Source organism: Microbacterium sp. 01T413_2, from assembly GCF_056398985.1.
Genome location: NZ_JBFTQL010000017.1, coordinates 77,970 through 94,149, shown reverse-complemented (window position 1 = coordinate 94,149; position 16,180 = coordinate 77,970). Strand labels below are relative to the sequence as shown.

15 protein-coding genes are annotated in these 16,180 nt (G+C 68.9%); all 15 read left to right on the top strand.

Annotated elements, in window-relative coordinates; translation table 11 throughout:
• Nucleotides 1–535 (top strand): carbohydrate ABC transporter permease (locus AC1DMN_RS10725; RefSeq protein ID WP_477384200.1); only part of this gene is annotated, 535 nt, incomplete at its 5' end.
• Nucleotides 532–1,950 (top strand): glycoside hydrolase, encoded by a 1,419-nt coding sequence (locus AC1DMN_RS10720; RefSeq protein ID WP_477229320.1) that lies wholly within the window; start codon nt 532–534, stop codon nt 1,948–1,950. The genes AC1DMN_RS10725 and AC1DMN_RS10720, both read left to right, overlap by 4 nt.
• Nucleotides 1,951–1,987: 37 nt before the next feature.
• On the top strand, nt 1,988–3,490 hold the full coding sequence (locus AC1DMN_RS10715) for a glycoside hydrolase family 32 protein (protein WP_477229319.1): 1,503 nt from the start codon (nt 1,988–1,990) through the stop codon (nt 3,488–3,490).
• A complete protein-coding gene (locus tag AC1DMN_RS10710) occupies nt 3,487–4,401 on the top strand; it encodes a carbohydrate kinase family protein (RefSeq protein WP_477229318.1) in 915 nt (304 codons plus the stop codon). Before AC1DMN_RS10715 ends, AC1DMN_RS10710 begins: the two co-directional genes overlap by 4 nt.
• A gap of 36 nt (nt 4,402–4,437) precedes the next feature.
• Nucleotides 4,438–6,123 carry a CTP synthase gene (locus tag AC1DMN_RS10705; protein ID WP_441977083.1) on the top strand — a complete coding sequence of 562 codons (1,686 nt, stop codon included), beginning with the start codon at nt 4,438–4,440 and terminating at the stop codon, nt 6,121–6,123.
• Nucleotide 6,124: 1 nt separating this feature from the next.
• Nucleotides 6,125–6,724, top strand: coding sequence for an NUDIX domain-containing protein (locus AC1DMN_RS10700; protein ID WP_477229317.1), 600 nt, complete (start codon nt 6,125–6,127; stop codon nt 6,722–6,724).
• Nucleotide 6,725: 1 nt separating this feature from the next.
• Nucleotides 6,726–7,628 carry a site-specific tyrosine recombinase XerD gene (xerD, locus tag AC1DMN_RS10695; protein ID WP_477229316.1) on the top strand — a complete coding sequence of 301 codons (903 nt, stop codon included), beginning with the start codon at nt 6,726–6,728 and terminating at the stop codon, nt 7,626–7,628.
• Nucleotides 7,629–7,751: 123 nt separating this feature from the next.
• On the top strand, nt 7,752–9,299 hold the full coding sequence (locus tag AC1DMN_RS10690; RefSeq protein ID WP_477384198.1) for an amino acid permease: 1,548 nt from the start codon (nt 7,752–7,754) through the stop codon (nt 9,297–9,299).
• Nucleotides 9,300–9,306: 7 nt separating this feature from the next.
• A complete protein-coding gene (locus AC1DMN_RS10685; protein WP_441977064.1) occupies nt 9,307–10,029 on the top strand; it encodes a FadR/GntR family transcriptional regulator in 723 nt (240 codons plus the stop codon).
• 15 nt (nt 10,030–10,044) lie between these two features.
• Nucleotides 10,045–11,436: a glutamine synthetase family protein gene (locus AC1DMN_RS10680; RefSeq protein WP_477229315.1), complete on the top strand. Its 1,392-nt coding sequence runs from the start codon at nt 10,045–10,047 to the stop codon at nt 11,434–11,436.
• Between the two features lie 34 nt (nt 11,437–11,470).
• Nucleotides 11,471–12,871 (top strand): aldehyde dehydrogenase family protein, encoded by a 1,401-nt coding sequence (locus tag AC1DMN_RS10675; RefSeq protein ID WP_477229314.1) that lies wholly within the window; start codon nt 11,471–11,473, stop codon nt 12,869–12,871.
• Between the two features lie 33 nt (nt 12,872–12,904).
• Nucleotides 12,905–13,684, top strand: coding sequence for a 3-oxoacyl-ACP reductase (locus AC1DMN_RS10670; protein WP_441977061.1), 780 nt, complete (start codon nt 12,905–12,907; stop codon nt 13,682–13,684).
• Nucleotides 13,677–14,399, top strand: a complete 723-nt coding sequence (locus AC1DMN_RS10665; RefSeq protein WP_441977060.1) for a gamma-glutamyl-gamma-aminobutyrate hydrolase family protein — start codon at nt 13,677–13,679, stop codon at nt 14,397–14,399. The genes AC1DMN_RS10670 and AC1DMN_RS10665 overlap by 8 nt, the downstream gene beginning before the upstream one ends.
• 81 nt (nt 14,400–14,480) lie before the next feature.
• On the top strand, nt 14,481–15,344 hold the full coding sequence (locus AC1DMN_RS10660) for a ParA family protein (RefSeq protein WP_441977059.1): 864 nt from the start codon (nt 14,481–14,483) through the stop codon (nt 15,342–15,344).
• Nucleotides 15,328–16,179: a segregation and condensation protein A gene (locus tag AC1DMN_RS10655; RefSeq protein ID WP_440735211.1), complete on the top strand. Its 852-nt coding sequence runs from the start codon at nt 15,328–15,330 to the stop codon at nt 16,177–16,179. The genes AC1DMN_RS10660 and AC1DMN_RS10655 overlap by 17 nt, the downstream gene beginning before the upstream one ends.
• The last annotated feature ends 1 nt before the right edge of the window (nt 16,180 follow it).

The window sequence follows — 16,180 nt, the reverse complement described above, 5'->3', positions numbered from 1 at the left end:
GATCTCCTTCCCGGGCAAGAATCTGATCTTCGGCGCGTTCCTGGCGACCATGATGGTGCCGTTGCAGACGATCATCATCCCGGTGTTCCTCATCGTGAAGTCGCTGGGACTTCAGGACGGGCTCGGTTCGCTGATCGTCCCGGCACTCGGCAGCGCATTCGGCACCTTCCTGATGCGGCAGTACTTCATGCAGATGCCCAGGGAACTCGGCGAAGCGGCGCGGATCGACGGGGCGACGCAGTTCGGTGTGTTCTTCCACGTGTACGCGCGGATGGCCGCGCCGGCGATCTCGACGCTGGCGATCCTGAACTTCTCCGGATTCTGGGCGGAGTTCTACCGACCCCTGATCTTCCTGCAGGATCAGAGCACCTTCACCCTGCCGCTCGGCCTGGTCGGACTGCAGGGGAACCTCGGCACGGGCTCGATCTCGGTCGTGCTGGCCGGAGTCGTGCTGTCGATGATCCCGAGCGTGCTGCTGTTCATCGTCGCCCAGCGCTACTTCATCGCCGGCGTCACCGCGGGTTCCTCCCGATGAGCGCCGCCCCCGTCTTCTTCCGCCCCCAGGGCGCCTGGGTGGGCGATGTCATCCCGTTCCAGCAGGACGGCGTCTTCCATCTCTGGTACCTGTACGAGGATCGCGCCGTGCCGAGCACGGGAATGCCCTGGCACCTGGTCACGACCACCGACTTCGTGGACTTCGTCGATCACGGGCTCGCCGTGCCGAGCGGCGGTCCGGACGCGGAGGACTTCAACGTCTACACGGGCTCGGTCGTGCTCGACGACGACGGGGTCGCGCACCTCTTCTCGACGGCGCAGAACCCTCGTCGGCTCGGAACGGATGGGCGCCCGCGGCAGCTGGTCGCCCATGCGACGAGCGCGGACGGCCTGCGCGACTGGGTCAAGCACCCGGAGCACACCTTCGGCGCGACCGAAGGATATGAGACCGGCGACTGGCGGGATCCCTTCGTGTTCCGCGATGGCGACGTGTGGCGGATGCTCGTCGCGGCTCGTCACGCGGACGGTCCGGAACGGCGGCGCGGAACGATCGCGCAGCTGACGTCGACGGATCTCGTGTCGTGGACTCCGGTTCGGCCGTTCTGGGATCCCCGTCGGTACATCGCGCACGAGTGCCCCGACGTGTTCCGCTGGGGGGACTGGTGGTACCTGGTGTACTCCGAGTTCTCCGATGCGTTCTGCACCCGCTACCGGATGGCGCGGTCGCCGAGCGGGCCCTGGCTGACGCCCGAGCTCGACACGATCGACGGGCGGGCGTTCTATGCCGCCAAGACCGTCGAGCGCGAGGGACGGCGGTTCTTCGTCGGCTGGATCTCGACCCGCGAGGGCGGCTCGGATGACGGGGCGTGGCAGTGGGCGGGCACGATGGCGGTGCTCGAGGCCGATCAGGATCCGGACGGGACTCTCGCATTCCGTCTTCCCGACGAGTTCGCCGCATCGTTCTCGGTGCCGGTCGCGTCCGGATTCTCCGCACTGCCGGCGTCGTTGTACGGCGCGGACCGGTTCGCCCAGCTCATCGGCGATGCGGATCTGCACGATTCGTATCTGCTGACCGCCGAGATCGACATCGCGGCCGGCGTGGAAGAGGTCGGGCTGCTGGTGCGCGCCACTGCGGACGGCGACCAGGCCGGAGCGATCCGGCTGGAGCCACGACGCGATCGGGTCGTCTTCGACCGCTGGCCACGAGCCCTCACCGGAGGCGAGCAGTGGCAGATCTCCGGCGACGTGCCGTTCGTCCTCGAACGCCCCTGCCCGCTGGCACCGGGGCGCCACCATGTGCAGATCGTGGCGGACGGCGACATCCTCGTCGCGGTCATCGATCGTCGGGTCGCTCTGAGCACCCGTCTGCACCGCCGCGCGGGCGAGCGCATCGGCTTCTTCGTCAACGGCGGCGCCGCCGAACTCGTCTCCCTCGACGTCCGCATCCGGTCGTGAGGAAAACCGCCGTCATCAGCATCCCCGGAGAATCGCCGTGACCCCATCGCTCATGCACTTCCGTCCTGCACGCAACTGGATGAACGACCCGAACGGGCTCGTGTTCCACGGCGGCCGGTACCACCTCTACTTCCAGTACAACCCCGAGGGCGCGACCCACGGCTTCATGAGCTGGGGGCACTCGTCCAGCACCGATCTCGTCCGGTGGGAGGAGCATCCGGTCGCGATCCGCTACACGGACGAGCACGAGATCTTCTCGGGCTCGGTCGTGTTCGACGAGCACGACACCAGTGGCCTCGGCGCTGCGGGGACGCCGCCCCTCGTCGCGGTGTTCACGCTCGCCGACCAGGTCGCGCGCCATCAGGCACAGGGCATCGCCTCGAGCCTGGACGGCGGGCGCAGCTGGCGCCTGTACGAGGGCAACCCGGTGCTGGACCGGGGGTCTGCCGACTTCCGGGATCCGAAGGTGTTCCGCTACTCAGGGCCGGCGGGCGAGTACTGGGTGATGGTCGCGGTCGAGGCCGTCGAACGCCGCGTCGTGCTGTACCGTTCCGACGATCTGAAGACCTGGGCATACTTGTCCGATTACGGTCCGCGTGGGGCGACCGGGGGTGTGTGGGAGTGCCCTGATCTGTTCCCGCTCGCGGTCGACGGCGATCCCTCCGAGGTGCGCTGGGTGCTGCTGATCAGCCTCAACCCCGGTGGCATCGCCGGGGGATCCGGGACGCAGTACGTCATCGGCTTCTTCGACGGGGTGCGCTTCGTCGCAGACGAGCCGATCCCCCCGGCGGCACCCGGTGAGGGGTGGGAGAACAGCCGTGTTCAGCTCGAGGCATGCGACTGGCTCGACCACGGGCGGGACTTCTACGCCGGGGTGACGTTCTCCGGACTTCCCGATGAGGAGCGGATCCTCGTCGCGTGGATGAGCAACTGGGACTACGCCGGGCTCCTCCCCGTGGACGTCGGATCCCCGCAGCGCGGTGCCATGGCGCTCGCGCGCCGGCTGTCCCTCGTCCGCGCGGATGGGCGGGTGCGACTGCGTCAGGAGGCGATCGGGCCGGAGGTCGCGACGATCGTCGCGCGCGCCGACGTGCGGGCGGAGGGGCCGGTGGAACTGATCGGCGAACTGCCGGATCGGTGTCGGATCGATGTGTGCGTCCGTCTGGACGGAGCCGACGGTTTCGACCTGAACCTGGGCGACACCTCGATCGTGGGGTACTCGGCGGCCGAGGGCATCCTGTGGCTGGATCGACGTCTCGCCGCCGACACGATGCCCGACGGATTCGCCAGCGTCGAGCAGGTGCGGATCGGCGCGCACGGGCGCATCGAGCTGGTCATCTGGCTCGATCGTGACGCGATCGAGGTGTTCGCGTCCGGGGGCACCCGCACGATCACCGATCTGCTGCCCGAGCGCGATGACGCGGGCGCGTCGATCGCGGGGCGAGGCGGTAGCGTTCTCATCGAGCGGTTCGAGGTGGGCGCAGTGCGCGACCTCGTCAGCACAGGGAGTGCGGCCGACATGAAGGGGCAGACGGCGTGACGGAGCAGGTGGCAGTGATCGGGGAGGCGCTCGTCGACGTCGTCGAGGAAGGCGAGACGCACCCCGGGGGATCGCCCATGAACATCGCTGTCGGGCTCGCGCGACTGGGGCACCCCACGACCCTGCACGCGCGGATCGGCGCCGACGCCCACGGCGATCTGGTCCGCGCGCACCTCGACGAAGCCGGCGTTGCGCTCGGCCCCGACACGCTCGTGCCGGGATCCACCTCGACGGCGATCGCGCGCGTGGATGCCGACGGCAAGGCCAGCTACGAGTTCGACATCGACTGGGACATCCCGGTGCCCGACGTGAGCGGCGCCCGCCTCGTGCACACCGGATCGATCGGCGCGCTGCGGGAACCGGGCGCCACGGCGGTCCGTGCCGCGCTCAGCGCGGCCGCGCCCGGGACGCTCCTGACGCTCGACCCCAACATCCGCCCTGATGTGATCGGCGCGCGCGACGAGGTGCTGCGCCGGGTCGCCGACCTGGCCGGGCTGTGCCAGGTCGTCAAGCTCAGCGACGAGGATGCGGCCTGGCTCGCCCCGGAGGCGACGCTCGAGCAGGTGCTCTCCGACCTCGCCGCGCACGGTGCGCGGTTCGTGGTCGTCACCCGCGGGGCGGAAGGATGCCTCGCGCTCGTGGACGGCGCATGGTTCGCGCGTCCGGCGCGTCCCGTCGTCGTCGCGGACACGATCGGCGCGGGCGACGCGTTCATGTCCGGGCTGCTGCACGCCCTGCTGCATGACGGCACCGACCGTCTGCTCGCGGCGGGGGAGCCGCTCGGGGACGACGCGGTGCTCGCGGCTCTGGAGGCCGCCCTCACCAGCGCTGCGCTGACCGTGGCCCGTGCAGGAGCGAACCCTCCGACCTCGGCGGAACTGGACGAGGCACTCCGCGCGTCGCGCGAGTGACGCAAGGCGATCGCGCTGATAGGATTAAAGCCCGTGATGCAGAACTCAGCCGCGCGGACAGACAACGACACCACCAAGCACATCTTCGTGACGGGCGGTGTCGTTTCCTCGTTGGGCAAGGGCCTGACGGCAGCCAGCCTCGGCAACCTGCTCACCGCCCGCGGACTGCGCGTCGTGATGCAGAAGCTGGATCCCTATCTGAATGTGGATCCGGGCACGATGAACCCTTTCCAGCACGGCGAGGTCTTCGTCACGGATGACGGTGCGGAGACCGACCTCGACATCGGACACTACGAGCGCTTCCTCGACATCGAGCTGAGCCAGGCCGCGAACGTGACGACCGGCCAGATCTACTCGCAGGTCATCGCCAAGGAGCGCCGCGGCGAGTACCTCGGCGACACCGTGCAGGTCATCCCGCACATCACCGACGAGATCAAGCGCCGCATGCGCCTGCAGGCCGATGAGACGCCGCGCCCCGACGTCATCATCACCGAGATCGGCGGCACGGTCGGCGACATCGAGTCGCAGCCGTTCATCGAGTCGGCGCGTCAGATCCGCCATGAACTGGGCCGCAAGAACGTGTTCTTCGTGCACGTGTCGCTGGTGCCGTTCATGGGTGCGTCCGGCGAGCAGAAGACCAAGCCGACCCAGCACTCCGTCGCGACGCTGCGCTCGATCGGCATCCAGCCGGACGCGCTCGTGCTGCGCAGCGACCGGCCCGTCACCGACTCGAACAAGCGCAAGATCGCGCTCATGTGCGACGTCGACGAGGATGCGGTCGTGAACGCGGTCGACGTGCCCAGCATCTACGACATCCCGACCATGCTCAACGACCAGGGACTCGACACCTACATCGTCGAGGCGCTCGGGCTCAGCAAGGCCACCGATGTGGACTGGTCGCGGTGGCAGAAGGTGCTGCAGGCGGTGCACAACCCGAAGCACGAGGTCACGATCGGCCTCGTCGGGAAGTACATCGACCTGCCCGACGCCTACCTCTCGGTCACCGAGGCGCTCAAGTCCGGCGGCTTCGCACACGAGGTCGCGGTGAAGATCCGCTGGATCCCGTCCGACTCCTGCGAGACCCCTGAGGGGGCGGCGAAGGCGCTCGCCGACGTCGATGGCATCTGCGTGCCCGGCGGCTTCGGCATCCGCGGCATCGAGGGCAAGCTCGGGGCGCTGCGCTTCGCCCGTGAGCAGGGCATCCCGGCCTTGGGACTGTGCCTGGGACTGCAGTGCATGGTCATCGAGTACGCCCGCAACGTCGCCGGGATCGAGGGCGCCTCGTCCAGCGAGTTCGACCCCGACACCGCCGAGCCGGTCATCGCGACCATGGCTGAGCAGGTCGAGATCCTCGACGGCGGCGATCTGGGTGGCACCATGCGCCTGGGGCTGTACAAGGCGGCGCTCGGCGAGGGTTCGCTCGCCGCCGAGCTCTACGGTGCGACCGAGGCCTCGGAGCGGCACCGCCACCGCTACGAGGTGAACAACGCCTATCGCGACCGCCTGGCGGACGCGGGGCTCTCGTTCTCCGGCCTCAACCCCGAGCTCGACCTCGTCGAATACGTGGAGCTGCCGCGCGACGTGCACCCGTTCTACATCGCCACCCAGGCGCACCCCGAGCTGCGCTCGCGCCCGACCGAGCCGCACCCGCTGTTCCGCGGGCTCGTCGGCGCCGCCATCGAGCGGCACCGCTCCAGCGAGCTGTTCGACGACGAGGACTGACGTGACCGACCCCACCGCCGCGCCGCGGGACGAGCCGTTCGACCCCGAGGTGCTCGCCAGCGCCGAGGTCTATCGCGGCGCGGTGTGGGGGATCCGGGAGGATCGCATCCGCTACGGCGACGGTGAGATCGTGCGGCAGTACATCGATCACTCCGGCGCCGCGGCAGTCGTCGCCATGGACGAGGACGGGCGGGTGCTGCTCATCCAGCAGTACCGGCACCCGATCCGTCAGCGCGACTGGGAGCTGCCCGCCGGACTGCTCGACGTCGTGGGTGAGGATCCGATGGACGCCGCGCGGCGCGAACTCGCCGAGGAGGCGGATCTCGTGGCCACCGGGTGGGAGCCGCTCGTCTCCACCTATACGACACCGGGCAGCAACTCCGAGATCGTGCACATCTACCTCGCCACGGGCCTGAGCCCGGCGGGGGAGACCTTCGCGCGCACGGACGAGGAGGCCGACATCCGGCTCGCCTGGGTGCCGCTGCACGAGGCCGCCGATGGAGTGCTGGCCGGACGGCTGCGCAACGGAATCCTCGCGGTGGGCGTGCTGGCGGCCGAACGGCGCCTGTCGTCCACGGGGCGGCAGAGCCGCGGAGCCTGAGGTGCAGCTCGACCGGGCGCTCGACGCGTATCTCCGGCACGTGACGATCGAGCGGGGGCTTGCCGGGCACACGCTCGCCGCATACCGGCGCGACCTGGACGGATACCTGACGTGGCTGGGCGCGCAGGGGATCACCGACACCGAGGCGATCACCGCAGAGACCGTCGCCGCGTTCGTCGCGGAGCGCGCGAGCTCCGACCCGCCACCGGCCGCATCGAGCCTCGCCCGACTGCAGTCCTCGGTGCGCGGCTGGCATCGCTTCCTCGCCCGTGAGGGCATCGCCGACGCGGATCCGAGCGCGCGCCTGCGTCCGCCGAAGCAGCCTCGGCGTCTGCCGAAGGCGCTGACGATCGACCAGGTCGAGCGGCTGCTCGGCGCCCCGTCGGCCGAGGATCCGATCGGGATCCGCGATCGCGCCCTCCTCGAGCTGCTGTACGCCACGGGCGCGCGCGTCTCAGAAGCGGTCTCGCTGGACGTCGACGACCTCGCGCACGGCGAGCTGCTGCGGCTGCGTGGCAAGGGGTCCAAGGAGCGCATCGTGCCCGTGGGCTCGTATGCCAGGGCCGCGGTCGACGCGTATCTCACCAGGGTGCGTCCGGCGCTGGCGGCGAAGGGGCGCGCGTCGGCGAAGCTGTTCCTCGGCGCACGTGGCGCGCCGCTCAGCCGTCAGAGCGCTTGGCTGATCATCCGCGCCGCCGCCGAGGGCGCGAAGATCACCGCGGAGGTATCGCCGCACACGCTCCGGCACTCCTTCGCGACCCACCTGCTGCAGGGTGGCGCCGACGTGCGCGTCGTGCAGGAGCTTCTCGGGCACGCCTCGGTTGCGACCACCCAGATCTACACGCATGTCTCGGTCGACACCCTGCGTGACGTCTACGTCACGGCGCATCCGCGAGCACGCTGAGCGCAGCTCATGTTTCCGGCAGGTGACATTTTCAATGGTTTGAAGTCAGACCATTGACACTGGCCGAGCCGAGTCGCCAGAATCGCTGCACACGCTCCCTCCACTGAAAGCAGGCAGCACTCCATGAGCGAATCGACAAAGGCGCCCGACTCACACCCGATCGACGACGACGCCGCAGCCCTGGCCGCCCTGGGCTACAAGCAGGAACTGCACAGAGGGATGTCGGGGTTCAGCAACTTCGCCGTCTCCTTCTCGATCATCTCGATCCTCGCGGGGTGCATCACCTCGTATGCGATCGCCCTGAAGTCCGGCGGACCGTCCGCCATCAACATCGGCTGGCCGCTCGTCGGCGTCTTCGTGCTCATGGTCGCGCTCGCGATGGCCGAGGTGTGCTCGAAGTATCCGACCGCCGGCGGGCTCTACTTCTGGGCCGGCCGCCTCGCGAAGCGCAACAAGCGCCAGTGGGCCTGGACCGTCGGCTGGTTCAACTTCCTCGGCGAGGTCGCGGTCACCGCCGCGATCGACTTCGGCGCCGCGACCACGATGATGGCCTTCACCAACCTCGTGTGGGGCGTGGAGGTGAACCCGTTCAACACCTTCGGGCTCTTCGTCGTCCTGATCGTGATCCACGGCCTGCTCAACACCTTCGGCGTCAACATCGTGAGTCTGCTCTCGAACGTCTCGGCCTGGTGGCACATCGTCGGCGTGCTCATCATCGTCGCGGTGCTGTGGATCATGCCGACCCAGCATCAGTCGGCCGGCTGGACCTTCACCGGCTTCTACAACGGCACCGGCTGGTCGTTCGCCCCGTACGTGTTCCTCATGGGCCTGCTCATGGCCCAGTACACCTACACCGGATACGACGCCTCGGCCCACGTCGCGGAGGAGACGAAGAACGCCTCCATCGCCGCCCCGAAGGGCATCGTGATGAGCGTCGTGATCTCGATCATCGGCGGCTGGATCCTGCTCTACTCGATCACCGCGGCGATCCAGGACTCCTCGGACAAGGGCATCGAGAAGCTGCTCGGCAGTGCGACGGGCCTGCCGCCGGCGCAGATCTTCCTGGACGCGCTCAACAACCCGACGATGGCGAAGTTCCTGCTCTTCATCGTCTGCGGCGCCCAGTTCTTCTGCGGCATGGCCTCCGTCACGGCCAACTCCCGGATGAGCTACGCGTTCTCACGCGACAACGCGATCCCCGGGTCACGGCTCTGGGCGAAGGTGAACAAGCGCACCGGAACCCCGACGAACTCGATCTGGCTCTGCGTGGTCCTGTCGATCATCCTGACGATCCCCGCGATGTGGAACCTGACGGCATACCTCGCGGTCACCTCGATCGCCGTCATCGGACTGTACATCGCGTACGTGACCCCGGTGTTCCTGCGGCGCCTCGACAAGAGCTTCGTGCCGGGACCGTGGAACCTCGGGCGGTGGAGCACGATCGTCGGCTGGATCGCCGTCGTGTGGGTCGTCGTCATCATCATCCTGTTCGTGCTCCCCCCGGTGAATCCGGTCACGATCGACACGTTCAACTACGCACCGATCGCGGTGGTCGTGGTGGCGCTCCTGGCAACTGCCCTGTGGTTCGCCTACGGTAAGCGCGACTTCATGGCGTCCAGCGTCGAGGCCGAGCACCTCACGGTCGCACCGGACAAACTCCTGGAGGAATGATCAGGACATGACGGACGCGATGGACTCTCCTCTGGTGGATGCGGCGCTGCACCCGGTCCGCGGCCACATGGCCTTCGAGAGCTGCGTGGAGCAGCTCGGATCGGCCATCAGGCTCGGGATCTTCCGGGTGGGGACGAAGCTGCCCGGCGAGCGCGAGCTCGCCGAGAAGCTCAGCGTCTCCCGCGCCACCCTGAGAGAGGCCATCAGCGCCCTTCGCGCCGCCGGGCTCGTCACGACGACCCGAGGGCGCGGAGGGGGCACCGTCGTCCTCCCGGCCGCGGAGCAGTGGCCGGCAGACCAGACCCCGCCGCGACGTGCCGAGATCGACGACGTCATCGTGTTCCGCTCCATCATCGAACCGGGCGCCGCGTATCGCGCGGCCCTGACCGACCTCGATGCGGCGCAGCGCACCCTCCTCACCGACAGCCTCGCCGACCTGTCCGCGGCCGAGACCCCCGCCGACTACCGGCAGGCGGATGCCCGGCTGCACCTGGCGATCGCGACGGTCTGCGGATCCGATGAGCTGGCACGCTCCTGCAGCGCCGTCCAGGTGCGGATCCACCAGCTGCTCGCCGAGATCCCCTTCCTCAAGACCAACATCGACCATTCCGAGACCGAGCACCGCGCCATCGTCGCGGCGATCCTGGACGGCTCCGCCGACCGGGCCCGCGACATCATGACCGCGCACTGCGACGCCACTGCCGCGCTGCTCAAGGGCCTTCTGAAGTAAAGGACACCGCTGCACATGACCTCCTCCGACCTCACTGTCCCCGTCCGCAACGACCGGATGCTCACCGTCGAGCAGCTGCGCGGGCGGATCCTCGACGGCTCGCTCGACACCGTGATCCTCGCGTTCACCGACATGCAGGGGCGGCTGCAGGGCAAGCTCCTGCACGCGCGCTTCTTCCTCGACTCGGTCCTCGGGCACGGCACCGAGGGCTGCAACTACCTGCTCGCCGTGGACGTCGAGATGAACACCGTCGACGGCTACGCGCACGCCTCCTGGGCAGACGGCTACGGCGACATGGAGTTCGTGCTGGATCTGGCGACCATCCGGCTGCTGCCGCATCGTCCTGGCACGGTCATGATCCAGTGCGACCTCGCGGGGACGAACGGCGACGCCGTGCGGGTCTCGCCGCGCGAGATCCTGCGGGCGCAGACGGAGCGCGCGGCCACTCACGGCTGGAAGGCCCTCGCCGGCACCGAGCTCGAATTCGTGATCTTCAACACGCCGTACGACCGGGCGTGGGACACCGGCTATCGCGATCTGGAGCCGGCCAACCGCTACAACATCGACTATTCGATCCTCGGATCCACTCTCGTCGAGCCGCTCCTGCGCGAGATCCGCAACACCATGTACGCCTCGGGGCTGAACGTGGAGTCGGCGAAGGGGGAGTGCAACTTCGGCCAGCACGAGATCGCGTTCCTCTACGACGAGGTGATCACCACGGCCGACAACCACGCGTTCTACAAGACGGCGTCGAAGGACATCGCCCGCCAGCACGGCCAGTCGATCACGTTCATGGCGAAGCCGAACCAGCGCGAGGGCAACTCCTGCCATGTGCACATGTCGCTGCGGGGCAAGGACGATGACGCCCTGGTGTTCTGGGATGCGGAGCGCGGTGCCCGCACAGCGCTGTACGACCACTTCATCGCCGGCGTGCTGGCGACCATGCGCGACTTCACGCTCTTCTACGCGCCGAACATCAACTCGTACAAGCGATTCGTGAAGGGCTCGTTCGCACCGACGGCGGTCGCCTGGGGCATCGACAACCGCACGAGTTCCGTGCGCCTGGTCGGCCGCGGCGCGGGCGCGCGCATGGAGAACCGTCTTCCCGGCGGCGACATGAATCCGTACCTGGGGCTCGCGGCCATGCTCGCGGGCGGTCTGTACGGCATCGAGCACGAGCTGACGCTGGAGCCGGAGACCAAGGGCAACGCGTACGAGTCCGGAGCGCCGACCGTGCCGTCGACCATGCACGAGGCGCGCGAGGCCCTCGCACAGTCCGCGATCGCGAACGAGGTGTTCGGGGAGGACGTCGTGCGGCACTACGTCAACTACGCCGATGTCGAGATCGCCGCCTTCGACGCCGCGGTCACCGACTGGGAGCTGCGCCGCGGCTTCGAGCGGCTGTGAACAGGTTCATCGGAGACTTCGAAAGGCTGTGGGCATGAGGATCCCTTCTTCCCGCTATGGCGCGGCCGGCGCCTTCACCGTGCTGAACCCCGCCACCGGACACCCGGTGGGGGAGGTCGGGCTCGCGGACCTCGCCGAGACCGATGCGGCGATCGAGCGCGCCCATCGCGCATATCCTGCATGGCGGGCGATCGCCCCGGGCGAGCGTGCGAGGCTGCTGCGTGCGTTCGCGAGCGTCGTCGAGGCGCACATCGACGAGCTCGCCGCGCTCGAGGTCGCGAACGCCGGCCACACCATCAGCAACGCGCGCTGGGAGGCCGGCAACGTCCGCGACGTGCTGAACTACTACAGCGCGAGCCCCGAGCGACACTTCGGCAAGCAGATCCCCGTGGCCGGCGGGATCGACGTCACGTTCCACGAACCGCTCGGCGTGGTCGGCATCATCGTGCCGTGGAACTTCCCGATGCCGATCGCCGGCTGGGGGTTCGCGCCCGCGCTCGCCGCAGGCAACACGGTGGTGCTCAAGCCGGCCGAGCTCACTCCGCTCACGGCGATGCGTCTGGGCGAGCTCGCCCTCGAAGCAGGCCTCCCGGAGGGCGTGTTCACGGTGATCACGGGCAAGGGCAGCGTGGTCGGCGACCGGTTCGTCACGAACCCCCTCGTGCGCAAGGTGTGCTTCACCGGATCCACCGAGGTGGGCAAGGGAATCATGCGCGGCTGCGCCGATCAGATCAAGCGCGTGACGCTTGAACTCGGCGGCAAGAACGCGAACATCGTGTTCGACGATGCGGACCTCGAGGCGGCGGCCGCGGCGGCCCCGGGCGGAGGTCTCGACAACGCAGGGCAGGACTGCTGCGCCCGCTCTCGGATCCTCGTGCAGGAGAACGTCTACGAGCGCTTCCTCGAGCTGCTTCAGCCCGCCGTGGAGGCGTTCCGAGTGAAGGATCCGTCCGCCGAGGACGCGGAGATGGGACCGATGGTCTCGGCGCGGCAGCGGGACGCGGTCGCGGCGCACCTGGACGGCGCCGACATCGCGTTCCGCGGGCGGAGTGTCGAGGGCGCGGACTGGGACGGCGGGTTCTGGCTCGCTCCCGCCGTGGTGCTGCCGCGCAGTGCGAGCGACCCGGTGTGGGCGCAGGAGCTCTTCGGCCCCGTGCTGGCCGTCATGCCGTTCCGCGACGAGGCCGACGCGATCGCCAAGGCCAACGACACCGAGTACGGCCTGAGCGGATCCATCTTCAGCCGCGATATCGGCCGCGCCCTGCGCGTGGCCCGCGGCGTGGAGAGCGGCAACCTCTCCATCAACTCGCACTCCTCGGTGCGCTACTGGACCCCGTTCGGCGGGTTCAAGCAGTCCGGGCTCGGGCGCGAGCTCGGACCGGACGCGCCGGACTCCTTCTCCGAGGTGAAGAACGTCTTCATCTCGACGTACTGAACCCCTCCCCACACAGCGAAAGGCAACACAGGAATGGGAAAGCTCGAAGGCAAGGTCGGTGTCATCACCGGCGGCTGCAGCGGTATCGGACTGGCGACGGCGAAGAAGTTCGTGGCGGAGGGTGCGAAGGTGGTCATCGGCGACCTGGACGAGGCGAACGGTCCCCGCATCGCGGAGGAGCTCGGCGGCGTGTTCGTCAGGGTGAACGTGACCGATCAGGCCGAGGTGGAGAACCTCTTCAAAGTCGCGCACGACACCTACGGCCGCATCGACATCGCCTTCAACAACGCCGGGATCTCGCCCGCGTCCGACGACTCGATCCTCAAGACCGGGATCGACGCCTGGAACCTGGTGCAGGACGTCAATCTCACCAGCGTCTACTACTGCTGCAAGGCGGTGCTGCCGTACATGCTCGAGCAGGGCAGCGGATCCATCATCAACACCGCGTCGTTCGTGGCGATCATGGGCGCCGCGACCTCGCAGATCTCGTACACGGCCTCCAAGGGCGGCGTGCTCGCGATGACCCGCGAGCTCGGCGTGCAGTTCGCCCGCAAGGGCATCCGCGTGAACGCGCTCTGCCCCGGCCCCGTGAACACCCCGCTGCTGCAGGAGCTGTTCGCGAAGGACCCCGAGCGCGCCGCCCGCCGGCTCGTGCACGTGCCGATGGGGCGCTTCGCCGAGCCGGAGGAGATCGCGAACGCGGTGGCTTTCCTCGGCAGCGACGAGTCGAGCTTCATCACGGCGATGGACTTCCTGGTCGACGGCGGCCTCTCGAACGCATACGTCACGCCGCTGGATTCGGACTTTGACTGACACGCGCCCCGTCATCGGGCTCACGACCTACCGCCAGGCCGCCGACTGGGGCACCTGGCGGCAGGTCGAGGCCGACCTCCTGCCGAGCGACTACGCGCGCTCGATCGAGCGCGCGGGCGGCGTGCCGCTGCTCCTGCCCCCGGTCGCGGCGGCGGGCGCCGCGGGCGACGTGCTCGCACGCCTGGACGGGCTCCTGATCGCGGGCGGCGCCGACGTGAACCCGGCCCGATACGGGCAGGAACCGGATCCGAGTGTGGTGCGCTGGTACGACGACCGCGACGCGTGGGAGCTCGCGCTGCTCGCCGAGGCGGAGCGGATCCGCCTGCCTCTGCTCGGGATCTGCCGCGGCATGCAGCTGATGGCGGTCGCCGCCGGGGGGACCCTCGTGCAGCACCTGCCCGATGTGGTCGGCCACGATGAGCACGGGGGAGGGCCGACGTCGTATGGCTCGGCTGCGGTGCGCATCGATGCCGAAGGGCGGGTGGCGGACCTGGTGGCGCCGGAGATCACGGTCCCCGTGCACCATCACCAGGCCGTCGCGGAGCATCCGGGCTATCGCCCGGTCGCGCACGACACCGATGGCGTGCTGCAGGCCATGGAGGGCGAGGGTGATCGGTTCGCGGTCGGAGTGCAGTGGCATCCCGAGACCGATCAGGATCCCGGCCTCTTCGACGGACTGATCGCGGCCGCGAAAGAGCGCATGCGCAGCCGCTGATACCGCCGGATCGGCGTGTGGAGCCGGAGCCGGAACCTCGTCGGCGGCTATGATCGTTCGAGCACGACGAGCAGGAGAAACGTGGCGAAGAAGACGAAGGACGACACCCCGATCGGGCCGACCGGGCGTCCCTACCAGGGCTTCCCCATCCCCGCTCCGCTGAAGGCTCACGGCCCCGCGCGCATCATCGCCCTCTGCAACCAGAAGGGCGGCGTCGGCAAGACCACGACGTCGATCAACCTCGCCGCGTCGTTCGCCGAGTACGGCCGCAAGGTGCTCGCCGTCGACTTCGACCCGCAGGGCGCGCTGTCGGCAGGCCTCGGGATCCCGACCCACGACATCCCGACGGTCTACGACCTGCTGCTGGATACCAAGCGCGATCCGCGCGAAGTGATCGTGCACACCCACGTCGAGGGTCTCGACCTGATCCCCGCGAACATCGATCTGTCGGCCGCCGAGGTGCACCTCGTCAACGAGGTCGCCCGCGAGACGATCCTCTCGCGCGTGCTGCGCCAGGTCGCGGGGGAGTACGACGTCATCCTGATCGACTGCCAGCCTTCGCTGGGTCTGCTCACCGTGAACGCGCTCACCGCTGCGCACGGCGTGCTGATCCCGCTGGAGTGCGAGTTCTTCGCGCTGCGCGGCGTCGCCCTGCTCATCGAGACGATCGACAAGGTGCGCGACCGGCTGAACCCGTCGATCATGCTCGACGGCCTGCTCGCCACCATGTACGACGCGCGCACCCTGCACTCCCGCGAGGTGCTGGAGCGCGTGGTCGAGGCGTTCGGCGACGATGTGCTGGAGACCGTGATCGGGCGCACCGTCAAGTTCCCCGACGCCTCGGTGTCGGGCGTGCCGATCACCGAGTTCGCGCCGGAGCATCCCGCCGCACAGGCGTACCTGCGACTGGCCCGGGAGCTGGTCGCCCGTGGCGCCGTCGCCTGACTCGGACGCATTCGCGCCGGAGACGGCGGAGCCCGGATCGGTCCCCGAGGTCGCCTCCGGGTTCCGCGTCTCCCTGTCGAACTTCGACGGGCCGTTCGACCTGCTGCTGAATCTCATCTCGAAGCACGAGATGGACATCACCGAGGTGTCGCTGAGCAAGGTCACAGACGAGTTCATCGCGTACCTGCGCGAGCTCGGCCCCGACGAGGATCTCGACGAGACGAGCGAATTCCTCGTCGTCGCGGCGACCCTGCTCGACATGAAGGTCGCCGGGCTCCTGCCGCAGGGCGAGCTCGTGGATGCGGAGTCCGTCGCGCTCCTGGAGGCCAGGGATCTGCTGTTCGCGCGCCTGCTGCAGTACCGCGCGTTCAAGGAGGTCTCCGCCTGGTTCGCCCGCAGCCTGCAGTACGAGGATCGGCGCCACGCCCGCGCGGTGCGGCTGGATGAGAAGCACCGTGCGCGCACGCCGGAGCTGGTGTGGACGCTCAGCGCCGCGGACTTCGGCACGCTCGCCCTGCTCGCGTTCGCGCCGAAGGAGATCCCCACGGTCGGCCTCGACCACCTGCATGCGCCGCTCGTGAGCATCCGCGAGCAGGCCGCGATCGTGGTCACGCTGCTGCGCAGCGCCGAATCCGTGACGTTCCGCGAGATCGTGGCGGGGGCTGTGGAGCCCGGGATCGTGGTGGCGCGCTTCCTCTCCGTGCTCGAGCTGTACCGGCATGCGGCGCTGAGCTTCGAACAGCTGGAGCCGCTCGGCGAGCTGACCCTGCGCTGGTCGGCCGAGCACTGGACCGACGAGATGCTGGCCACGTTGGGAGCCGACTATGACCGATGAC